18 protein-coding genes are annotated in these 21,035 nt (G+C 67.7%); 12 read left to right on the forward strand and 6 right to left on the reverse strand.

Going from position 1 to position 21,035, the window contains the following annotated elements; all coding sequences use genetic code 11:
- Positions 1–2: 2 nt before the first annotated feature.
- The gene (gene tyrS, locus BW990_RS05890) at positions 3–1,256 is read right to left on the reverse strand and encodes a tyrosine--tRNA ligase (protein ID WP_076445929.1); all 1,254 of its coding nucleotides are present in this window, start codon (positions 1,254–1,256) and stop codon (positions 3–5) included.
- Between the two features lie 88 nt (positions 1,257–1,344).
- Between tyrS and BW990_RS05895 the strand changes: the two genes are divergently transcribed.
- From BW990_RS05895 to BW990_RS05915, 5 genes are all read left to right on the forward strand, one after another.
- Positions 1,345–2,451 carry an anhydro-N-acetylmuramic acid kinase gene (locus tag BW990_RS05895; protein ID WP_076445931.1) on the forward strand — a complete coding sequence of 369 codons (1,107 nt, stop codon included), beginning with the start codon at positions 1,345–1,347 and terminating at the stop codon, positions 2,449–2,451.
- Between the two features lie 157 nt (positions 2,452–2,608).
- Positions 2,609–3,952: an NAD(P)/FAD-dependent oxidoreductase gene (locus BW990_RS05900; RefSeq protein WP_076445933.1), complete on the forward strand. Its 1,344-nt coding sequence runs from the start codon at positions 2,609–2,611 to the stop codon at positions 3,950–3,952.
- 65 nt (positions 3,953–4,017) lie between these two features.
- Positions 4,018–5,181 (forward strand): M20 aminoacylase family protein, encoded by a 1,164-nt coding sequence (locus tag BW990_RS05905; RefSeq protein ID WP_076445935.1) that lies wholly within the window; start codon positions 4,018–4,020, stop codon positions 5,179–5,181.
- Between the two features lie 273 nt (positions 5,182–5,454).
- Complete coding sequence (locus BW990_RS05910; protein ID WP_076445937.1) at positions 5,455–6,546, forward strand: carboxynorspermidine decarboxylase; 1,092 nt, start codon at positions 5,455–5,457, stop codon at positions 6,544–6,546.
- A 42-nt stretch (positions 6,547–6,588) separates the two neighbouring features.
- Positions 6,589–7,836 carry a saccharopine dehydrogenase family protein gene (locus BW990_RS05915; protein ID WP_076445938.1) on the forward strand — a complete coding sequence of 416 codons (1,248 nt, stop codon included), beginning with the start codon at positions 6,589–6,591 and terminating at the stop codon, positions 7,834–7,836.
- Positions 7,837–8,000: 164 nt separating this feature from the next.
- On the opposite strand, the gene moaA is transcribed toward BW990_RS05915, so the two are convergent.
- The gene (gene moaA / locus BW990_RS05920) at positions 8,001–9,008 is read right to left on the reverse strand and encodes a GTP 3',8-cyclase MoaA (RefSeq protein ID WP_076445940.1); all 1,008 of its coding nucleotides are present in this window, start codon (positions 9,006–9,008) and stop codon (positions 8,001–8,003) included.
- A 164-nt stretch (positions 9,009–9,172) separates the two neighbouring features.
- On the opposite strand from moaA, the gene BW990_RS21250 reads away from it, so the two are divergent.
- The gene (locus BW990_RS21250) at positions 9,173–9,700 is read left to right on the forward strand and encodes a hypothetical protein (protein ID WP_076445942.1); all 528 of its coding nucleotides are present in this window, start codon (positions 9,173–9,175) and stop codon (positions 9,698–9,700) included.
- Positions 9,701–9,718: 18 nt separating this feature from the next.
- Here the strand turns inward: BW990_RS21250 and glmS are convergent, their stop codons facing one another.
- Both glmS and glmU read right to left on the reverse strand, forming a co-directional pair.
- Positions 9,719–11,536, reverse strand: coding sequence for a glutamine--fructose-6-phosphate transaminase (isomerizing) (glmS, locus tag BW990_RS05930; protein WP_076445943.1), 1,818 nt, complete (start codon positions 11,534–11,536; stop codon positions 9,719–9,721).
- Positions 11,536–12,891 carry a bifunctional UDP-N-acetylglucosamine diphosphorylase/glucosamine-1-phosphate N-acetyltransferase GlmU gene (gene glmU, locus BW990_RS05935; protein ID WP_076445945.1) on the reverse strand — a complete coding sequence of 452 codons (1,356 nt, stop codon included), beginning with the start codon at positions 12,889–12,891 and terminating at the stop codon, positions 11,536–11,538. Before glmU ends, glmS begins: the two co-directional genes overlap by 1 nt.
- 107 nt (positions 12,892–12,998) lie before the next feature.
- On the opposite strand from glmU, the gene BW990_RS05940 reads away from it, so the two are divergent.
- Both BW990_RS05940 and BW990_RS05945 read left to right on the forward strand, forming a co-directional pair.
- Positions 12,999–13,664, forward strand: a complete 666-nt coding sequence (locus tag BW990_RS05940) for an HAD-IA family hydrolase (protein WP_076445947.1) — start codon at positions 12,999–13,001, stop codon at positions 13,662–13,664.
- A 31-nt stretch (positions 13,665–13,695) separates the two neighbouring features.
- Complete coding sequence (locus BW990_RS05945; RefSeq protein ID WP_076445949.1) at positions 13,696–14,901, forward strand: DegT/DnrJ/EryC1/StrS family aminotransferase; 1,206 nt, start codon at positions 13,696–13,698, stop codon at positions 14,899–14,901.
- Positions 14,902–15,019: 118 nt separating this feature from the next.
- On the opposite strand, the gene BW990_RS05950 is transcribed toward BW990_RS05945, so the two are convergent.
- Together BW990_RS05950 and BW990_RS05955 are read right to left on the reverse strand one after the other, a co-directional pair.
- Positions 15,020–15,475, reverse strand: coding sequence for a CreA family protein (locus tag BW990_RS05950; protein ID WP_076445951.1), 456 nt, complete (start codon positions 15,473–15,475; stop codon positions 15,020–15,022).
- A 15-nt stretch (positions 15,476–15,490) separates the two neighbouring features.
- On the reverse strand, positions 15,491–15,961 hold the full coding sequence (locus BW990_RS05955; protein WP_076445953.1) for a pyridoxamine 5'-phosphate oxidase family protein: 471 nt from the start codon (positions 15,959–15,961) through the stop codon (positions 15,491–15,493).
- 146 nt (positions 15,962–16,107) lie between these two features.
- Between BW990_RS05955 and BW990_RS05960 the strand changes: the two genes are divergently transcribed.
- The 4 genes from BW990_RS05960 to BW990_RS05975 all read left to right on the forward strand — a co-directional run bounded on the left by BW990_RS05960 (position 16,108) and on the right by BW990_RS05975 (position 21,008).
- Positions 16,108–17,271, forward strand: a complete 1,164-nt coding sequence (locus BW990_RS05960; RefSeq protein WP_076445955.1) for an isovaleryl-CoA dehydrogenase — start codon at positions 16,108–16,110, stop codon at positions 17,269–17,271.
- On the forward strand, positions 17,271–17,600 hold the full coding sequence (locus BW990_RS05965; protein ID WP_076445957.1) for a hypothetical protein: 330 nt from the start codon (positions 17,271–17,273) through the stop codon (positions 17,598–17,600). Before BW990_RS05960 ends, BW990_RS05965 begins: the two co-directional genes overlap by 1 nt.
- Before the next feature lie 241 nt (positions 17,601–17,841).
- Entirely contained in the window at positions 17,842–19,407 is a 1,566-nt protein-coding gene (locus tag BW990_RS05970) for an AMP-binding protein (protein WP_076446378.1), read from the forward strand.
- Positions 19,404–21,008: a carboxyl transferase domain-containing protein gene (locus tag BW990_RS05975; protein ID WP_076445959.1), complete on the forward strand. Its 1,605-nt coding sequence runs from the start codon at positions 19,404–19,406 to the stop codon at positions 21,006–21,008. Before BW990_RS05970 ends, BW990_RS05975 begins: the two co-directional genes overlap by 4 nt.
- The last annotated feature ends 27 nt before the right edge of the window (positions 21,009–21,035 follow it).

Below are 21,035 nucleotides of genomic sequence, written 5' to 3' on the forward strand. Positions count from 1 at the left end.
CTTTAGCCCGTTAGTTTGACCAGCGCGTGCCGCTTCTTGCCTGCCGACAGTTTGATCGGAGAGGCCAAGGCGCCGCTATCGATCATCAAGCCCGTATCCGTGACCGGAGCATCGTCCATGCGCGCACCATTGTCCGAGATCAGACGCTTGGCCTCCTTGCCGGATTTCGCAAGGCCGGAGCGCACGATCAGCTGGATGATCGAGATACCCTCGCCGATCTCCTGCGGGGTCAGCTCCAGCGTCGGCAGATCGTCGCCCGCGCCGCCTTTCTCGAACACTTCCAGTGCCGTGGCCTTCGCCGCCGCGGCCGCATCTGCGCCGTGGCACAGCGTCGTCACCGCATCCGCCAGGACGATCTTGGCCGCGTTGATCTCTGCGCCGCCCAGCGCGCCGAGACGCGCGCATTCATCCACCGGCAGCTCCGTGTAGAGCTTCAGAAACCGCCCGACATCGGCATCCATGGTGTTCCGCCAGAACTGCCAGAAATCGTAAGGAGACCGCATGTTCCCGTTCAGCCAGACCGCCCCGTCCGCGGACTTGCCCATCTTCTTGCCGTCCGCCGTGGTCAGAAGAGGGGTGGTCATGCCGTAAATCTCGTGGTCGAGCACCCGCCGGGTGAGATCGATGCCGTTGACGATGTTGCCCCATTGATCCGAGCCGCCGAACTGCACGATGCAGCCGTAACGGCGATTGAGCTCGAGGAAATCGTAGGCCTGCAGGATCATGTAGTTGAATTCGAGGAAGGACAGCGATTGCTCCCGGTCGAGGCGCGATTTCACGCTTTCGAAGGAGAGCATCCGGTTGACCGAGAAATGCCGCCCGATATCGCGGAGAAACTCGAGGTAGTTCAGCCCGTCGAGCCATTCGGCATTGTTCAGCATCAGTGCGTCGGTCGGGCCTTCGCCATAGGCGAGGTATTTCTCGAAGACCTGCTTGATCCCGGCGATGTTCTCGTCGATCTGCGCGGGCGTCAGAAGCGGACGCTCCTCGGCGCGGAAGGACGGGTCGCCGACCTTTGTGGTGCCGCCGCCCATCAGCGTGATCGGCTTGCCGCCGGTCTTCTGCAGCCAGCGCAGCGTCATGATCTGGATCAGCGAGCCCACATGCAGCGACTGCGCGGTCGCATCGAATCCGATATATCCGCGCACCACGCCCTTGCTCAGCGCCGCATCGAGGCCCTGGTAATCGGTGCAATCGGCGAGAAAGCCGCGCTCCATCATGACATGCATGAAGTCCGATTTGGGGTGGTAGGTCATGGTCTTTCCTTCCGCATTCCGCCGCAGCGATATACTGCTTGCAACGAAGGTTTGAAAACCGGTTTTCGCAAGCGGCGACGGGGCAGGAATGAAAACGAAGACGGAGGCGCCGATCTGGGCCTTGGGGACGATGTCTGGGACCTCGCTCGACGGGGTCGACGCGGCGATGATCCGCACCGATGGGCGCTGGATCGAGGCTTTCGGCGAGACCGGGTACCGGCCCTACAGCGCCGAGGAAGCGGCGATCCTGCGCGCGGCGCTCGGCGCCTGGCCGGGCGAGGACCGGGTCACCGCCGCAAAGGAAGTGGTCGAGCGCGTGCATCTGGAGCTGGTCAGCGGCATCGCGGGGGCCGAGATCGTCGGCTTTCACGGCCAGACGCTGGCGCATGATCCCAAGGGCCGCGGCACGCACCAGGCAGGCGACGGTGCGGCGCTTGCCGACAGGCTCGGATTGCCGGTGGTCTGGGATTTCCGCAGCGCCGATGTGCGGCTGGGCGGCGAGGGCGCGCCGCTCGCGCCGTTCTTCCATTTCGCCTGCGCCAGGTGGATCGGGGCCGAACGGCCGCTGGCATTTCTCAATCTCGGCGGGGTCGGCAACCTGACCTGGGTCGACCCCGCGCAACCGGCGCCCGAGGCGCCCGGCGCCTGCCTCGCCTTCGATACCGGCCCGGCCAACGCGCCGATCAACGACCTGATGCAGGAGCGCCGCGGCGAGGCCTATGACCGGGACGGCGCGCTGGCGGCGCAGGGGCAGGTGGTCGACGGCGCGCTGGAGCTCTTCCTCGAGGAGGGATACTTTCGGAAGATGCCGCCCAAGTCTTTGGACCGAAACGACTTTTCGCTTATGCTCGATCTCGTGCGGGAGCTGGACGATGCCGATGCCGCCGCGACAATGACGGCGATGGCCGCGGCCGCCGTCATGCAGGGGATCGAGCATTGCCCGGTGCCGCCCGAACGTCTGCTCGTCACCGGCGGCGGCCGCAAGAACCCGGTGATGATGCGGATGCTCGCGGCCGGGCTCGACTGCGAGGTGGCGCCGGTGGAGGCGGTCGGCCTCGACGGCGACATGCTCGAGGCGCAGGCCTTCGGGTTCCTCGCCGTGCGGGTCCTGCGCGGCCTGCCCACATCGGGGCCGTCGACGACCGGGGTGCGGGCGCTCGTGGGCGGGGGTGAGGTGTCGCGGCCACAGGGCTGAACCGCGATGGGGTCACAACCATCGCGCGATATCGAAGCGCGCGCCGGAATGCGCTAGGCCTCGGGCCAGAGGAGCTGCCCGCCATGCCGACACAGAGCGAGACCTGCTTCGCAGCATCGCGACGGCCTGTCCGTCCCGCGCGCGGGATCGCAGGCGCGTGAGCTTCCCGTTCACCCTGCAGAACCCGGTCGAACATGGCGGCGCGCCGCCCGCGCGCACCGGCATCGTCGTCATCGGCGGTGGCGTGATCGGCGTCTCCACCGCGCTTTACCTTGCGCGCGCGGGCCACGCCGTGGCGCTTCTGGAAAAGGGCCGCATCGCGGCGGAGCAATCCTCGCGCAACTGGGGCTGGATCCGCGTGCAGGGCCGCGACATGGCCGAGATCCCCGTGGCGCAGGAGGCCCAGCGCCTCTGGCAGGAGCTCGAGCGCGATTGCAAGGGCCGGCTCGGCCTGCGCGAGATGGGCGTGCACTACCTCACCCACAGCGAAAAGAGCCTGGCCAATTACGCAAGCTGGCTGGACGCGGCGCGCGCCCACGGGGTCACCTCGCGGCTCCTGTCGCGGCAGCAGATCGCGGAGACGCTGCCCGGCGCGCGGTCGGACTGGATCGGCGGGCTCTACACCCCCACCGACATGAAGGCGGAGCCCTGGGTGGCGGTGCCCGAACTGGCCCGGCTCGCCGCGCAGGAGGGTGCGCGCATCGTCGAGCGTTGCGCCACCCGCGCGCTCGATATCGAGGCAGGCCGAGTCGTCGGCGTCGTCACCGAACGCGGTCGGGTCAAGGCCGATGCGGTGGTGCTGGCGGGCGGGGCCTGGTCGGCGCTCTTCCTGCGGCGGCACGGCATCGCGCTCCCGCAGCTTTCCGTGCGATCGACCGCCTGCGAGACCGGGCCCGTGCCGCAGGTCACCGGCAGCGCCGGCGTGGACGACCGCATGGCGTTCCGCCCGCGCGACGATGGCGGCTACACGCTCGCGCCTTCGACCCTGTCGGAGCTTTATGTCGGCCCCGATGCCCTGCGCGCGGTGACGAAATACCTGCCGGTCCTGCGCCAGGGCGGCTTCGAGGTGAAGCTGCGCGCCCGCGCACCCGAGGGCTACCCCGATGCCTGGTCGACCCCGCGTCACTGGTCCGAGGATGCGGCCTCGCCCTTCGAGGCCATGCGCATCCTGAGCCCCGAGCCCAATCGCGAGAAGGCCGAGGCCGCCGCGCGCGCCTTCGCCGAAAGCTTCCCCGAGGCGGGCGCGGTTTCCGTCCGCACCGCCTGGGCGGGCATGATCGACGTGTTGCCCGACGTGGTGCCGGTGGTCGATCGCGTGACGCCGTTGCCGGGTCTCGTCCTGGCCACGGGCATGTGCGGGCACGGCTTCGGCGCGGGCCCGGCCTTCGGGCGCATCGCCGCCGCACTGGCCACGGACACCGAGCCCGATCACGCCATCGACCGCTTCCGCTTCGCCCGATTCTCGGACGGCAGCCGCATAGTGCCCGGCCCGAACCTCTGATCCGGCTTGCGGGAACCGGCCCGCTGAGGCACGGTTTCGCGCATCACCGAGACAGGGAGCGCCTTATGCCGGTCAAGAACCGAATCGCCGAGATGCATGACGAGATCACCGCCTGGCGGCGCGATCTGCACCAGCATCCCGAGATCCTTTTCGAGACGCATCGCACATCGGCCTTCGTGGCCGAGAAATTGCGCGCCTTCGGCTGCGACGAGGTCGTCGAGGGCATCGGGCGCACCGGCGTCGTGGGCGTGATCCGCGGCAAGTCCAACGCCTCGGGCCGGACCGTGGGGCTGCGCGCCGATATGGACGCGCTGCCGATCCACGAGGCGACCGGGGTCGACTATGCCTCGAAGACCCCGGGCGCGATGCATGCCTGCGGCCATGACGGGCACACCGCGATGCTGCTGGGCGCGGCGAAGTATCTCGCGGAGACGCGGAATTTCGACGGCACCTGCGTGGTGATCTTCCAGCCCGCCGAGGAGGGCGGCGGCGGCGGCCGCGAGATGTGCGCCGACGGGCTGATGGCGCGCTGGGGGATCGAGGAGGTCTACGGCATGCACAATTGGCCGGGCATCCCCCTCGGGCAGTTCGCGATCCGGCCGGGGCCGTTCTTCGCCGCGACCGATCTCTTCGAGATCGTGATCGAGGGGCAGGGCGGGCATGCGGCGAAGCCGCACCTCACCATCGACCCGGTGGTGGCGGCGGCGCAGGTGGTGACCGCCGCGCAGTCGATCGCCTCGCGCAATGCCGACCCGGTCGCGCAGCTGGTGGTGTCGGTCACCTCCTTCGAGACCTCGTCCACGGCCTTCAACGTGATCCCGCAGCGGGTCATGCTGAAAGGCACCGTGCGCACCCTGAGCGATGCCATGCGCGATCTGGCCGAGACGCGCCTGACCGGCATCGCGGAGCATATCGCCCAGGCGATGGGCTGCCGCGCCGAGATTTCCTATCAGCGCAATTACCCGGTCATGGTGAACACCGACCGCGAGACGGAATTTGCCGCCGAGGCGGGCCGCGCCGTGTCGGGCCAGTGCGACGACGCGCCGCTGATCATGGGGGGCGAGGATTTCGCCTTCATGCTCGAGGAACGGCCCGGCGCCTATATCCTCGTGGGCAACGGCGACAGCGCCGACGTACATCACCCGGAATACAATTTCGACGACGGCGCGATCCCGGCGGGCTGTTCCTTCTGGGCCGAGATCGTCGAGCGGCGCCTGCCCGCCGCCTAAGGCCCGTCCGGCCGAGCGGTCTGCCCGCGCAGGGCGCGTGCAGGCATGTCTGGCGGTCTGATCGTGCCGATCATCCCGCAGGCCGGGGCGCTGCCCCGGACCCCGGCGGTTTTCCGGAAAGGTGAAGCGGCAGGGGGCGCGCGCAGGCGGGCCGGCGTGCGGGGACGGTGGCTTCGGGACCCGCCCGGGGCCGGAACGACGGTGCCTTGCCCCCCGGCCATCGCCGCCTTATGTGTGGGCGACACTTGGACCGCGTCAGGGAGCCCGCGCCACATGCAGACCCCCTATTATCTCATCGACAAGTCCCGTCTTCTGCCCAACATGGAAAAGACCGCCTGGCTGCGCGAGGCCTCGGGGGCCAAGTCGCTCCTGGCGCTGAAATGCTTCGCGACCTGGGGCGTGTTCGACTTCATGTCGCAATACATGGACGGCTCGACCTCGTCCTCGCTCTTCGAGGTGAAGCTCGGGGCGGAGAAATTCGGCGGCGAGACCCATGCCTATTCGGTGGCCTGGGCCGATCACGAGATCGACGAGGTGATGCAGGTCTCCGACAAGGTGATCTTCAACACCGCGGCACAGCTGAGGCGCTTCGAGACGCAATCGGCGGGCCACAAGCGGGGCCTGCGCGTCAATCCCGGCATCTCGACCTCGGAGTTCGATCTGGCCGATCCCGCGCGGCCCTTCTCGCGGCTGGGCGAACATGACCCCAAGGATATCGAACCGGTGGCCGACATGGTCTCGGGCTTCATGTTCCACAACAATTGCGAGAACGCCGATTTCGAGCGTTTCGACGCGATGCTGGGCCAGATCGAGGCGCGTTTTGGGCATCTCATCCGCCGCATGGACTGGATCAGCCTCGGCGGCGGCATCCATTTCACCGGCGAAGGCTATCCGCTGGAGCGGTTCGCCGAGCGGCTCAAGCGCTTTGCCGGCGAGAACGACGTGCAGGTCTATCTCGAGCCCGGGGAGGCCGCGATCACCGGCTCGACCACACTCGAGGTGACGGTGCTCGACACGCTTTATAACGGCAAGAACCTCGCCATCGTCGACAGTTCGGTCGAGGCGCATATGCTCGATCTGCTGATCTACCGCGAAAGCGGGAAGATGCGGGAGGCCGGGGATCAGCTTTGGCAGATCTGCGGCAAATCCTGCCTTGCCGGCGACATCTTCGGCGAATTCCGCTTCGACCGCACCCTCCAGCCGGGCGACCGGCTGTCGATCGAGGATGCGGGCGGCTATACCATGGTCAAGAAGAACTGGTTCAACGGCGTGCAGATGCCCGCCATCGCCATCCGCGAACTCGACGGGACGGAGCGCCTCGTGCGCGGTTTCGGCTACGAGGATTTCCGCGCCGCGCTGTCCTGAGCCGGCAAAACCCACCCGACGACAGACAAGGGGGTTTCCATCATGACCCAATCGACACTCATCATCGGCGCGGGCGGCGTCGCGCAGGTCGTGGCGCATAAATGCGCGCAGAACAACGACATATTGGGCGCTCTTCACATCGCCTCGCGGACGAAATCGAAATGCGACGCGATCATTGCAAGCGTGCACGAGAAGGGCGCGATGAAGGTCGAGGGTTCCTTCGAGGCCCATGAGGTCGATGCGCGCGACACCGCCGCCGTGGCCGATCTGATCCGGAAAACGAAAGCGGAAATCGTCATCAACGTGGGCTCGGCCTTCGTGAACATGTACGTGCTCGATGCCTGCATCGAGACCGGGGCCGCCTATATCGACACGGCGATCCACGAAGAGCCTGACAAGATCTGCGAAACCCCGCCCTGGTACGCCAATTACGAATGGAAAAAGCGCGATCTCTGCGCCGAGAAGGGCGTGACCGCGATCCTCGGCGCGGGCTTCGATCCGGGCGTCGTGAACGCCTTCGCGCGCTTCGCCATCGACGAATACATGGACGAGGTGACGTCGATCGACATCGTCGACATCAACGCAGGCTCCCACGGCAAGTATTTCGCGACGAATTTCGACCCCGAGATCAATTTCCGCGAATTCACCGGCGTCGTCTATTACTGGGAAGACGGCCAGTGGAAAGAGACTGAGATGTTCGCCTCGGGCCACGATTGGGACCTGCCCGTCGTGGGCACCCAGCGCGCCTACCAGTCGGGCCATGACGAGGTGCATTCGCTGGCCGCGAACTACCCCGAGGCCGATGTGCGCTTCTGGATGGGCTTCGGCGATCACTACATCAACGTCTTCACCGTGCTGAAGAATATCGGCCTTCTGTCCGAGCATCCGGTGACGACCGCCGAAGGGCTGGAAGTGGTGCCCTTGAAGGTCGTGAAGGCCTGCCTGCCCGACCCGTCGAGCCTTGCGCCCAATTACACCGGCAAGACCTGCATCGGCGATCTGGTGAAGGGCACGAAAAACGGCCAGCCCGCAGAGGTCTTCGTCTACAACGTGGCCGATCACAAGGAGGCCTACGAAGAGGTGGGCTCCCAGGGCATTTCCTACACCGCGGGCGTGCCGCCCGTGGCCGCCGCCATCCTGATCGCCAAAGGGGATTGGGACGCCAAGACCATGAAGAACGTCGAGGAAATGGACCCCAAGCCGTTCTTCACCGAGCTTGACCGGATGGGCCTGCCGACGCGGCTTCTGGAAGGGGGGCTGGGCGGCACCGACAAGGCCTGGAACGACTGAACGAACAGAGGGGGCATCCCCGGGCACCTCATGCCGCTGGCGCAAGGCTCCGATCAGGCTGACCGAAAGGTCCCCGGGTCAGGCCCGCGGATGACGTGTCGCAGATCGAAGTGCGGGACAGGTTCGGCCGCGTAGGGCGGGTGAAAACCTACCACGCCGGCACCCTATCCGCCCGTATGGCTCATGTGGCGCGAGACGCGGCCATCCACGCTCTGACGGGAATAGTCGAAATCGTGGCCCTTGGGCTTCAGCGCGATCGCCGCGCGGATCGCCTCTTCGAGCGGCGCATCGCTCGACGGATGGTTGCGCAAGGCAGAGCGCAGATCCGCGTTGTCCTCCTGGCCCAGGCACATGAACAGCTCTCCCGTGCAGGTCAGGCGCACGCGGTTGCAGCTTTCGCAGAAATTATGCGTGAGCGGCGTGATGAAGCCGATCTTCTGGCCCGTCTCCTCGAGGCGCACGTAGCGCGCAGGCCCGCCCGTGCGTTCCGGCAGGTCGGTCAGCGTGTAGTGCTGCCCCAGCCGTGCACGCAGGTCGTCGAGCTTCCAGTATTGGCCGAGCCGGTCCTCGTTGCCGATATCGCCCATGGGCATGACCTCGATCCAGGTCAGGTCCATGTCGCGTTCCGCGCACCATTCGGTCATGGTGAACAGCTCGTCCTCGTTGAAGCCCTTCAGCGCCACGGCGTTGATCTTCACCCGCAGCCCCGCCGCCTGCGCCGCGTCGATGCCGCGCAGCACCTGGGGCAGGCGGCCCCAGCGGGTGATGTCGGCGAATTTCTTCTCGTCGAGCGTGTCCATGGAGATGTTCACGCGCCGCACGCCCGCCGCGTAGAGGTCCTTCGAGAACCGTTCCAGCTGCGAGCCATTGGTCGTCAGCGTCAGTTCCTTGAGGTCGCCCGCCTCGAGATGCCGGGTCATGGCGTTGAAGAACGACATGATGTTGCGCCGTACGAGCGGCTCTCCGCCGGTGATGCGCAGCTTCTCGACACCCAGCCGGATGAAGGTCGAACACATCCGGTCCAGTTCCTCCAGCGTCAGAAGTTCCTTCTTGGGCAGGAACTGCATGTTCTCGGACATGCAATAGACACAGCGAAAATCGCAGCGGTCGGTCACCGACACGCGCAGATAGCTGATGGGGCGCTGAAACGGATCGATCAGGGGCGTATGCATGCGCAAACCTTAAGGATTGTGCGACGGCGGGGCAAGATCCCGCGCAGGCACGAATCCGGCACCAAGGTCTCAGAGCGGGAGGCGCGTGACGCCGCTGTTTCATCGCGAAGACGGGACCGGTAGGGTGAGCGGGCCGACTCGCACAACCACGAAAGAGCCCCGCCATGGCATTGATATCGCGAACCTATCCGCTGCTCCTCATCGGCGCGGCCCTGTCGCTGGGAGGCTGCGCGCAGGTCTCGGGTCTGTTCGGCGGCCAATCCGCCCCGGCGGTGGAGCCCGCGCCTGCCGCCGCGTCCGCCGCGGCGCCCGATGCGACCCAGCCGCCCGAGACGCGGCGCCCGCCACAAACCGCGGTCACGGCCGAGGATTTCGACACCACCACCGAGGCGGAACGCCAGGCCGCCGCGGCCCCGCCCTCCGCGGCCGATGCCGATGTGCTTGTAGGCACCGCGACCGTCTCGCTCGGATCGCCCACCGAGCCGGGCTTCTGGCTCGAAACGCCGCTGGTCGACGCGGTCACGCCGGGCCGGGTCCAACTTTCCGGCGGCGGCGCATCGGCGCAGGTCGAGTTGCGCCCTGCCGCCCCGGGCACCGGCAGCCGGCTGTCGCTGGCGGCGATGCGCCTTCTGGGCGTGGCGGTCACGGACCTGCCGCAGGTGGATATCTTCCGGGTCAGCGGCGGCGCCTGACGCACCGCCGCCCGCGCGTCATTCGACGGTGACAGACTTCGCGAGGTTGCGCGGCTGGTCCACATCCGTGCCCTTCGCGATGGCGGTGTGATAGGCCAGAAGCTGCGCCGGCAGCGCGTAGAGGATCGGCGCCAGCACTTCCGAGACCTCGGGCAGGATGATCGTCTTCCAGACATCGTGCCCGGCCCGCGCGGCGCCCGCCGCATCGGTGATCAGCACCACCCGGCCGCCCCGCGCCATGACCTCCTGCATGTTGGAGACGGTCTTGTCGAAAAGGCTGTCGCTCGGCGCCATCACGATCACCGGAACCGTGTTGTCGATCAGCGCGATCGGGCCGTGCTTCAGTTCACCCGATGCATAAGCTTCAGCATGTATATAGCTGATTTCCTTCAGCTTCAGCGCGCCCTCCAAGGCCAGCGGATACATCAGCCCGCGGCCGAGGAAGAGGATGTCGCGCGCCTCCGAGATCGCCACGGCGACCGTCCGCACGATCTCGTTGCGGTCGAGCGCGATGTTGAAGATGCCGGGCAGCCCGCGCAGATCGTCCAGCATCCGAGCCTTGTCCGCGTCGCTCAACCGTCCGCGCTGATGCGCGGCCTCGATCGCCAGCAGCAGCAGGACGTTGAGCTGGCAGGTGAAGGCCTTGGTGGAGGCGACGCCGATCTCGGCGCCCGCATGGATCGGCAGCGCCACGTCGCTTTCCCGCGCGATGGAGCTTTCGGCGACGTTCACCACCGACAGGATGCGGTCGGCGCGATCCTTGCAGAAGCGCAGGGCGGCGAGCGTGTCGGCGGTCTCGCCCGACTGGCTGACGAAGAGCGCCGTGGTGCCCGGCATGATCGGCGGTTCGCGATAGCGGAATTCCGAGGCGATATCGACCTCGACCGGCAGGCCCGCGATCCGTTCGAACCAGTATTTCGCGGTGAGGCACGCGTAGAAGGCCGTGCCGCAGGCCACCATAACCAGCCGCTCGGTCTTGGTGAAATCCAGCCCCTCATCGGTGAAGTGAATGCCGCCATCGGTCAGGTAGGCCGAAAGCGCATTGGCCAGAACCGTCGGCTGCTCCGCGATTTCCTTGGCCATGAAGTGCTTGTGCCCGGCCTTGTCGACCCGCGCGGCGTCGATCTGCACGGTCTTGACCGGGCGGTTCACGAGTGCGCCGCGCTCGTCGCGGATCTCGATCGTCTGGCGGGTGAGGACCGCGGAATCGCCCTCTTCGAGATAGGTGATCCGGTCGGTGAAGGGCGCCAGCGCGATGGCGTCGGAGCCCACATAGACCTCGTCGTCGCCATGCCCGACGGCCAGCGGACTGCCCTTGCGCGCGGCGACCATCAGGTCGTCCTCGCCGTCGAACAGGAAGACCAGCGCGAAGGCGCCCTCGAGCCGCGACAGCGTCTTCTTCGCCGCCTCCACGTGGTTCAGACCCTGCGCGATATAGTCCTGGCAGAGCCACGCGATGACCTCGGTATCGGTCTCCGAGGCGAAGCTGTGCCCAGCCTCGACGAGTTCCGCGCGCAGCTCGCGGAAATTCTCGATGATGCCGTTATGCACGACGGCGACGGGGCCGGCCTTGTGCGGATGGGCGTTGATCTCGGTCGGTGCGCCATGGGTCGCCCAGCGGGTATGGCCGATCCCCGACTTGCCGGGCAGGGGATCGTGCACCAGCAGATCGGACAGGTTGACCAGCTTGCCCACCGCGCGGCGCCGGTCGAGATGCCCGGCATTGACCGTGGCGATCCCGGCGCTGTCATAACCGCGATATTCGAGCCGCCGCAGCGCTTCGACGAGCGATGGGGCGACTTCATGCTTTCCGAGGATACCAACAATTCCACACATTATTTCTTGGCCTCCATCAACTTTTTCTTTTTCAACTTCAACAAATCGAACAATTTGCGCGCATGGCCCGGTTTCGTCTCCTGCCGGGCGCGGGCCAGGGCCAGCGCGCCGTCGGGCACGTCCTTGGTGATCACCGATCCCGACGCGGTCAGCGTCTCGTCGCCCAGCGTCACCGGCGCCACCAGCATCGTGTTCGACCCGATGAAGGCCCGCGCGCCGATCGTGGTGCGGTGCTTGAACACGCCGTCGTAATTGCAGGTGATCGTGCCCGCGCCGATATTGGTCGCGGCGCCGATATCGGCATCGCCGAGATAGGTCAGGTGGTTGGCCTTGGCGCCTTCGGCCAGGTAGCTGTTCTTCACCTCGACGAAATTGCCCACATGCACGTCCTCGGCCAGCTCCGCGCCCGGGCGCAGCCGGGCATAGGGGCCGACCACCGCCCCGCGGGAGACATGCGCGCCCTCGAGATGCGAGAAGGCGCGGATCCGCGCGCCCGATTCGACCGTCACGCCGGGGCCGAAGACCACGTTGGGCTCGATCTCGGTGTCGCGTCCGATGGCGGTGTCGAGGCTCAGGAACACCGTCTCGGGCGCCTGCATGGTCACGCCGTCCTCGATGAGCGTCGCGCGGGCGCGCGCCTGGAAGGCGGCTTCGGCGGCGGCCAGCTCGGCGCGGGAATTGACGCCCAGCGTCTCGGCCTCGTCGCAGGCGACCGCGGTCGCCTTGAGCCCGTCCGCCCGGGCCAGCGCCACCACGTCCGGCAGGTAGTATTCGCCCGCGGCATTGTCGTTTCCGACCCGCGCGATCAGGCCGAACAGCGTCGCGCGATCCGCGATGAGAACGCCGGAATTGCAGAGGGTTATGGCGCGTTCCTTATCGGTCGCATCCTTGAACTCGACGATCCGGTCGAGCGTGTCGCCCTGCATCACGAGGCGCCCGTAGCGCCCCGGATCGGCGGCCTCGAAGCCCAGCACCACGATGTCGTGATCCTTCCGGGCGACCGCCATGGCCTCCAGCGTGTCGCGCGAGATGAAGGGCGTGTCGCCGTAAAGGACAAGTACGTCGCCGTCGAAATCGGCCAGCGCGCCCTCGGCCTGCGCGACCGCATGGGCCGTGCCCTTCTGCTCGGTCTGGAGCGCGATGGCGCAATCCGCATCGAAGTCCTGCGCGGCGGCGCACACCGCGTCCGCGCCATGCCCCGCGACCACGACGATGCGCTCCGGCTCGAGGCCGATACCCGCCTGCATCGCGTGGTGCAGCATCGGCGCGCCGCCGATCTTGTGCAGCACCTTGGGCAGGTCGGACTGCATGCGGGTGCCTTTCCCGGCGGCCAGAATGACAAGCGCGATGCTCATGACGAAATCTCTTTTCTAATCGTTGCGCCCGTTTTAACCGGACGACACTCAGCAACAAGCGGTTCGCGTTCACGCCATGTGACGGGCTGTGTCAACGAGGAATAGAGATGCGCACGGTGATTTTCGACCTCGACGGCACGCTTGCCGATACCAGCGGCGACCTGATCGCGGCGGCCAATACCTGCTTCGAGGCGATGGGCCATGGCGCGCTCTTGGAACGGGGCGCTGACGACGCGGTGGCCTTCCGCGGCGCGCGCGCGATGCTGCGGCGCGGGCTCGACCGGGTGGGCGGCGCCGACGACGACATGGTCGAGACCTGGTATCCACGCCTGCTCGAGGCCTATGGCGCGGCCATCTCCGAGCATTCCGCGTTGTATCCCGGCGCCATGAACGCGGTGGAGGCGCTGAAATCGCAGGGCATCCGGGTGGGCATCTGCACCAACAAGCCCAGCGGCCTGGCCGAGACGCTGCTTCGGGACCTGGGCATTCGCGATGCCTTCGGCTCGATGATCGGGGCCGACACGCTGCCGGTGCGCAAACCCGATCCCGCGCCGTTCTTCGCCGCGGTCGACGGCGCGGGCGGCGCGCGGGATCGCGCCTGCCTCGTGGGCGACACCGAGACCGACCGCGAGACCGCGCGCGCCGCGGGCGTGCCCTCGATCCTCGTGGGTTTCGGCCCCGAGGGGCCGGGCATCGCGCGGCTCGATCCGGAGGCGATGATCGGCCATTACGACGAATTGCCCGGCGTGGTGGCGCGGCTTCTCGGCCATTGACGCGCAACGGGGCCTCGCGTCCAATGGCGCCATGACAGAGGTCTTCACCGGTTCCTTCACCCAGCAGGAGGCGATTCCCGAAGAGGGGATCGAGGCCGCGCTCGCGGTCCTGCGCCACGGGCGGCTGCACCGCTACAACCTCGCCGAGGGCGAGTTTGGCGAGACCGCGCTGCTGGAGCAGGATTTCGCCGCGCTGACCGGCGCGCGGTACTGCCTTGCCGTGGCCTCGGGCGGATATGCGCTGGGGGCGGCGCTGCGCGCGGTGGGGGTGGGCCCGGGCGATCCGGTCCTCACCAACGCCTTCACGCTCGCCCCGGTGCCGGGCGCCATCGCAGCACTCGGCGCGCAACCCGTCCTCGTGGAGACGACCGAGGCGCTGACCATCGACCTCGACGATCTGGCGGCGCGGGCGGCGGCGCGCCCGGAGGCGCGGGTGCTGATGCTGTCGCATATGCGCGGACATATCGCCGATATGGACCGGCTCTCGGCGCTCTGCCGCGAGGCCGGGCTGACGCTGATCGAGGATTGCGCCCATACGATGGGCGCGCATTGGCGCGGCACGCCCTCGGGGCGGCACGGCGCGATCGGCTGTTATTCCACGCAGACCTACAAACACGCCAATTCGGGCGAGGGCGGGCTTCTGGTCACCGACGATACGGAGCTTGCCGCGCGGATGATCCTGCTGTCGGGATCGTACATGCTTTACGAGCGTCACCTCGCTGCGCCGCCGCCCGAGGCCTTCGCGAGCCTCAGGCGCGACATGCCCAACATTTCGGGCCGGATGGACAACCTGCGGGCGGCGATCCTGCGCCCGCAGCTGTCCCGACTGGCCGACCGCAAGGCGGCCTGGGCAGAACGGTACCGCGCCCTCGAGGCCGGGCTCTGGGGCGCGCCGGGGATCACCCTGCCGCTGCGTCCCGAGGCCGAGGATTTCGTGGGCTCGTCCTTCCAGTTCCTCGCCCTCGACTGGCCGCCTGCGCGGATCCAGGCGCTGGTGGCGCGCGCCAAGACGCGGGGGGTGGAGTTGAAATGGTTCGGCGCGCCGGAGCCCCTGGCTTTCACCTCGCGCTACGACCATTGGGCCTTCGCGCCGAGCGCCCCCTTGCCGCGCACCGACCGGGTGCTGGCGGGCTTGCTCGACATGCGGCTGCCCCTGACCTTCTCGGTCGACGATTGCGCCCTCATCGCGCGCATTCTTTGTGAGGAGATCGCCAGCTTGCACGCGGCGGCGGCCTGATCCGGCGGAGTGCGGGGTCTTGCGCCCCCGCACGCTGGTTTTTCGGGATATCGGCACCGTGAGCCCCGAGGCCCGGCGGCGCATGGGCGGTGTGGGGGAAGGGCGTCCGGCGCTGCTGCTATTCGGGAACGTAAAGCGGCACCGTGGAGATCGCGACCTTCGCGGAGCCGTCGGTCAGCTCGGCGGCATGGGCCACGTAGATCAGCGTGCGGTTCTTTTCGTCATAGATGCGTTTGACGCGCAGGGATTTGAGGATGATCGACCGCGAGGTGCGGAACACGTCCTCGCCATCCATGTCGCGGTCGATATCGCCAATCTCGATCGGGCCGGTCTGGCGGCAGGCGATGGAGGCGTTCGAGGGATCCTCGAACCAGTTGCCCTTGGACAGCCGGTCGATCAGCCCGCGCTCGAAATAGGCGATGTGGCAGGTCACGCCCGCCACATCGGGATCGCGGATCGCCTCGACGACGATGTCGTTGCCGACCCAGTCGACGCCGATCTCGCCCACCTGTTCGGCGGGCGCGGCGATCGGCGCGAGGGCAAGGGCGAGGGGGACGGCAAGGCGACGGATCATAGGGTTTCTCCTGGGTCAGAAGGCGATGCGGCCATGCTCGCCGGCATCGGGGGTGTCGTCGCCCAGATTGGCCTTTGCGATCTCGTAAAGAAAGCCCGCGGTTTTCGCGGTGGCCCAGATCTCGCCCTCCTTGGGGGTGAATTTCACCAGCCGCACGGAATCGTCGTCGCGTCCGTCCTCGAACCAGGCGGCGGTGACCGCGCTCCAGCATTCGTCGAGCTTGGCGGGGTCGTTCACTTCCGTCAGCGTGCCGTCGAGCGTGGCGTAGAGATTGGCCTTGGGATCGGCCACCCAGAACGACGCGGTGTCGCCGCCCTTGGCCGCGCGATCGGCCGCCGAGCCGCTGGCGGTGATGAACCAGATCGCGCCTTCCGCCCGGTCGGCATGGGGCGCCATGGGGATCGGGCGTTCGCCGGCAGCGGCCAGAAGGCCCGCCTGTACGTCGTCCATCCGGGTCCAGAACGTGTCTTTCAATGCGGTGCTCATAAGGTGCCTTTCCGTTTCAGCTTTCCAGTGTAACCCTTGGGCGGCGGTGCGGGTTCCTCGGCCCTGTCGAAAGCATTGACGCAGGGCCGCCCGCGCCGGTATAAATATGAACGAATGTTCAATAACGGTTTGGGAGGGCCGGGGCGATGTTCAATGCCGTGATGAATTTCGACCTGGGCGAGGATGTCGCCGCGCTGCGCGAGACCGTGCATGCCTGGGCGCAGGACCGCGTCCGCCCGATGGCCGCCGATATCGACCGAAAGAACGACTTTCCCTCCGAGCTCTGGCGGGAAATGGGCGATCTCGGGCTTCTGGGCGTCACCGTCGAGGAGGAATATGGCGGCGCGGGGATGGGATACCTCGCCCATACCGTCGCGATCGAGGAGGTCGCGCGGGCCTCGGCCTCGGTCTCGCTGTCCTACGGCGCCCATTCGAATCTCTGCGTGAACCAGATCCGTCTGAACGGCACGCCCGAGCAGCGCGCGCAATACCTGCCGAAGCTCGTCTCGGGCGAACATGTGGGCGCGCTGGCGATGTCCGAGGCGGGCGCGGGATCCGACGTCGTGTCGATGAGCCTGCGCGCCGAGAAGCGCAACGATCATTACCGCCTGAATGGCAACAAGTACTGGATCACCAATGGCCCGGACGCGCAGACGCTCGTGGTCTACGCCAAGTCCGATCCCGAGGCCGGATCGAAGGGCATCACCGCCTTCCTGATCGACAAGGACATGAAGGGGTTCTCGACCTCGGCGCATTTCGACAAGCTCGGGATGCGGGGCTCGAACACCGCCGAGCTCGTGTTCGAGGACGTGGAAGTGCCCTTCGAGAACGTGCTGGGCGAGGAGGGCGGCGGCGTCCGGGTCCTGATGTCCGGGCTCGATTACGAACGCGTCGTGCTGGCGGGGATCGGGCTGGGCATCATGGCGGCCTGTCTCGACGAGATCATGCCGTATCTCGCCGAGCGCAAGCAGTTCGGCAAACCGATCGGATCGTTCCAGCTGATGCAGGGCAAGATCGCCGACATGTATACGGCGATGAATTCGGCGCGCGCCTATGTCTACGAGGTCGCCAAGGCCTGCGACCGGGGCGAGGTGACGCGGCAAGATGCGGCGGCTTGCTGTCTGTATGCCTCCGAGCAGGCGATGGTGCAGGCGCACCAGGCGGTGCAGGCGATGGGCGGGGCGGGCTTCATGAACGAAACGCCCGTGAGCCGCCTCTTCCGCGACGCCAAGCTGATGGAGATCGGCGCGGGCACGTCCGAGATCCGGCGCATGCTCGTGGGCCGCGAGCTCATGGCAGCGATGGGCTGATGCCGCGATGGGCATTGTTCCTGCCCTTCGCGCTGATGGTTGCGCTGACGGCCCTGATCGGCTGGCGGCAGGGTTGGCTCGTGGCCAATGTGACCGAGACCGAGGTGATCGAGGCCACGGCGGCGACCTATGTGCAGATGCGCCGCGAGGCGGGCACCGACGCGGATGCCCAATGGTCCGACTGCCGCGCGCGGCCCGATCCGACGGGCACGTCCTGGCTGGTGGTGGTCTGCGGGCCGGAGCCCTACGATCCGGCGCGGCATTATACGTTCTACGTCAGCCGCTTCGGCGGGATCGAGCGGGTGGTCGGGCCAGAGGCCCGCGAATGAACTGGGCCAGAGGCCCGCGAATGAACTGGGCCGGAGGCCCGCGAAGGACTGGGGCCGGAGCCCCGCGCATGAACTGGGCCGGAGGTCCGAGAAGGACCATTGCCGGAGGCCCGCGCAGGACCACGACCCTAGGCGTGCGCATGACCGATCCCGAAGGCGCGCCGATGACACGGGCCAACAACTTGCGTATCGAGGGACACGGCGCTGCCGCCGCGACCCGACCCGGAGGCCTGATCCGATGATGCTGCGCCGCCGCCCCTATGACGACCTCTATGCCCGCTTCCACTGGGACCTGCCGGACGAGTTGAACCTCGCGCACCAGGTCTGCGACGGCTGGGCCGCGACCGAACCGGACCGGATCGCGCTCATCGACCTGCGCGGCCCGCAGCGGCGCGACGTGACCTATGGCCAGCTTTGGGACTTGTCCCGCCGGGTCGAGGCCGCGCTCATCGAGAAGGGCGTGATGCGCGGCGACCGGGTGGGGGTGCTTCTGTCGCAATCGCCGCTCTGTGCCGCGGCGCATGTCGCGGCCTGGCGGCTCGGGGCGATCTCGGTGCCGCTTTTCACGCTGTTCAAGCGCGAGGCGCTGGAGACCCGGATCGACGATTCGGGCCTCGGCGTCGTGGTCACCGATGCCGAGGGCTGCGAGACGCTGCGCGGCTTCGGGCTGGGGCTGATCACCCGCGACCGGCTGCCGCCCGCCTCGCTCGGCAGTCATGCTGGCGTGGTCACCGGGCCCGACGATGCCGCCGTGCTGATCTATACCTCGGGCACGACCGGAACGCCCAAGGGCGCGCTGCACGGCCACCGCATCCTGACCGGCCACCTGCCGGGCGTGGAGATGAGCCACGATTTCCTGGGCGAGCGCGGCGACGTGCTCTGGACGCCTGCGGATTGGGCCTGGATCGGCGGGCTTTTCGACGTGCTGATGCCGGGGCTCGCGCTGGGTGTGCCGGTGGTGGCGGCGCGAGCGGACAAGTTCACCCCCGAGGAATGCGGGCGCATCTGCCGCGAGGGCCATGTGCGCAACGTCTTCTTCCCGCCCACCGTCCTGCGCATGCTGAAGGCGTCGGAGACCCGGATCGCGGGTCTGCGCAGCGTGGCCTCGGGCGGCGAGCCGCTGGGGGCGGAGATGCTGGCCTGGGGCCGGGAGGCGCTGGGCGTGACGATCAACGAGTTCTACGGCCAGACCGAGTGCAACATGACCGTCTCGTCGGCGGGCAGCCTCTTTGCCCCTCGGCCGGGGCGCATCGGCCGCCCGGTGCCCGGCCACCGGCTGGCGGTGCTCGATGCGAACGGGGAGCCGACCGACGGCGAGGGCGATATCGCGGTCAAGCGCGGCTCGGCGTCGATGATGCTGGAATATTGGCGCAATCCGCGCGCCACGGCGGCCAAGTTCAAGGGCCGCTGGATGCTGACCGGCGATCGCGGCCAATGGGAGGACGGCTTCCTGCGCTTTCTGGGCCGCGAGGATGACGTGATCAATTCCGCGGGCTACCGGATCGGCCCGTCCGAGATCGAGGATTGCCTGATGGCGCATGACGCGGTGGCCAATGTCGGTGTCGTGGGCAAGCCCGACCCGGTGCGGGGCGAGATCGTGAAGGCCTACGTGGTGGCCAAGCCGGGCGCCGATCCGTCGGCACTGGGCCCCGAATTGCAGGATTGGGTGAAGGCGCGGCTCTCGGCGCATCTCTACCCGCGCGAGATCGCCTTTCTCGACGCCCTGCCGATGACGGTCACCGGCAAGGTGGTCCGGCGCGAATTGAAGGCCCGCGCGCAGGGTGAAGCGGAAGGAAACAACCCATGAAACTCGTATCCCAGGTCTTGACCGGATCGGAGGAGTTCCGCGCCAACCGCGCCGCCCATCTGGAGGCGCTGGCCGAGATCGAGGCCGCCGCGGCCCTCGCTGCCGCGGGGGGCGGGGAGCGTGCCCGCAAGCGCCATCTCGACCGCGGCAAGATGCTGCCGCGCGACCGGGTGGCGGGGCTGCTCGACCCGGGCTCGCCGTTCCTCGAGGTGGGGGCGACGGCGGCGCACGGGCTCTATGACGGGGCCGCCCCCGCCGCGGGGGCCATTGCCGGGATCGGGCGCGTGGCCGGGCAGGAATGCATGGTGCTTGCCAATGACGCCACGGTGAAGGGCGGCACCTATTACCCGATGACCGTCAAGAAACACCTCCGCGCGCAGGAAATCGCCGAGGAAAACCACCTGCCCTGCATCTACCTCGTCGATAGCGGCGGCGCGAACCTGCCCAACCAGGACGAGGTCTTTCCCGACCGCGACCATTTCGGGCGGATCTTTTACAACCAGGCCCGGATGAGCGCGAAGAACATCCCGCAAGTGGCTGTCGTCATGGGATCTTGTACTGCGGGCGGGGCTTACGTTCCGGCCATGTCGGACGTCACGATCATCGTGAAGGACCAGGGCACGATCTTCCTCGCCGGGCCGCCCCTGGTGAAGGCCGCGACCGGCGAGGTGGTGACGGCGGAGGATCTGGGCGGCGGCGATGTGCATACGCGCCTCTCGGGCGTCGCCGATTACCTCGCGGAGGACGACCATCACGCGCTGGCGCTCGCCCGCCGCGCGGTGGAAAGCTTCAACCGCGCCAAACCCGCGACGGTCCAGTGGCAGACACCGGAAGAGCCCGCCTACGATCCCGGGGAGATCCTCGGCGTGGTCCCGGCGGACCTGCGCACGCCCTATGACATCCGCGAGGTGATCGCGCGGCTCGTGGACGGCTCGCGCTTCGACGAGTTCAAGCCGCGCTTCGGCGACACGCTGGTGACGGGCTTTGCCCATGTGAAGGGCTGCCCGGTGGGCCTCGTCGCCAATAACGGCGTGCTCTTTTCGGAAGCGGCGCAGAAGGGCGCGCATTTCGTCGAGCTCTGCTCGCAGCGGCGTATCCCCCTGGTTTTCCTGCAGAACATCACCGGTTTCATGGTCGGCCGCAGATACGAGAACGAAGGCATCGCGCGGCACGGGGCCAAGATGGTGACGGCGGTGGCCACGACCTCGGTGCCAAAGATCACAATGCTGGTGGGCGGCTCCTTCGGGGCGGGTAATTACGGCATGGCGGGGCGGGCCTACGGGCCGCGCTTCCTCTGGACCTGGCCCAATTCGCGCATCTCGGTGATGGGCGGCGCGCAGGCGGCGGGGGTTCTGGCCACCGTGAAGCGGGCGGCGATGGAGAAGGCGGGCGAGAACTGGTCCGACGCGGACGAGGCCGCCTTCAAGCGCCCCACCGTGGAGATGTTCGAGCGCCAGAGCCATCCGCTTTATGCCTCGGCGCGGCTTTGGGACGACGGGGTGATCGACCCGCGCAAATCGCGCGATGTGCTGGCCCTGTCGCTTTCCGCGGCGCTCTGCGCGCCCATCGAGGAGACACGTTTCGGCGTGTTCCGCATGTGAGGCGCGTGGCTTGGCCCGTCTTCGGCT

The sequence above is a fragment of the Roseivivax lentus genome (assembly GCF_900156805.1).
Classification (GTDB): Bacteria; Pseudomonadota; Alphaproteobacteria; order Rhodobacterales; family Rhodobacteraceae; genus Roseivivax; species Roseivivax lentus.

Bases quoted from the DNA above. Each gene is read 5' to 3' on its own strand.
- tyrS (WP_076445929.1), bottom strand. From the start codon at position 1,256: ATGACCTACCACCCCAAATCGGACTTCATGCATGTCATGATGGAGCGC.
- BW990_RS05895 (WP_076445931.1), top strand. From the start codon at position 1,345: ATGAAAACGAAGACGGAGGCGCCGATCTGGGCCTTGGGGACGATGTCT.
- BW990_RS05905 (WP_076445935.1), top strand. From the start codon at position 4,018: ATGCCGGTCAAGAACCGAATCGCCGAGATGCATGACGAGATCACCGCC.
- BW990_RS05910 (WP_076445937.1), top strand. From the start codon at position 5,455: ATGCAGACCCCCTATTATCTCATCGACAAGTCCCGTCTTCTGCCCAAC.
- BW990_RS05915 (WP_076445938.1), top strand. From the start codon at position 6,589: ATGACCCAATCGACACTCATCATCGGCGCGGGCGGCGTCGCGCAGGTC.
- moaA (WP_076445940.1), bottom strand. From the start codon at position 9,008: ATGCATACGCCCCTGATCGATCCGTTTCAGCGCCCCATCAGCTATCTG.
- BW990_RS21250 (WP_076445942.1), top strand. From the start codon at position 9,173: ATGGCATTGATATCGCGAACCTATCCGCTGCTCCTCATCGGCGCGGCC.
- glmS (WP_076445943.1), bottom strand. From the start codon at position 11,536: ATGTGTGGAATTGTTGGTATCCTCGGAAAGCATGAAGTCGCCCCATCG.
- glmU (WP_076445945.1), bottom strand. From the start codon at position 12,891: ATGAGCATCGCGCTTGTCATTCTGGCCGCCGGGAAAGGCACCCGCATG.
- BW990_RS05940 (WP_076445947.1), top strand. From the start codon at position 12,999: ATGCGCACGGTGATTTTCGACCTCGACGGCACGCTTGCCGATACCAGC.
- BW990_RS05945 (WP_076445949.1), top strand. From the start codon at position 13,696: ATGACAGAGGTCTTCACCGGTTCCTTCACCCAGCAGGAGGCGATTCCC.
- BW990_RS05950 (WP_076445951.1), bottom strand. From the start codon at position 15,475: ATGATCCGTCGCCTTGCCGTCCCCCTCGCCCTTGCCCTCGCGCCGATC.
- BW990_RS05955 (WP_076445953.1), bottom strand. From the start codon at position 15,961: ATGAGCACCGCATTGAAAGACACGTTCTGGACCCGGATGGACGACGTA.
- BW990_RS05960 (WP_076445955.1), top strand. From the start codon at position 16,108: ATGTTCAATGCCGTGATGAATTTCGACCTGGGCGAGGATGTCGCCGCG.
- BW990_RS05965 (WP_076445957.1), top strand. From the start codon at position 17,271: ATGCCGCGATGGGCATTGTTCCTGCCCTTCGCGCTGATGGTTGCGCTG.
- BW990_RS05970 (WP_076446378.1), top strand. From the start codon at position 17,842: ATGCTGCGCCGCCGCCCCTATGACGACCTCTATGCCCGCTTCCACTGG.
- BW990_RS05975 (WP_076445959.1), top strand. From the start codon at position 19,404: ATGAAACTCGTATCCCAGGTCTTGACCGGATCGGAGGAGTTCCGCGCC.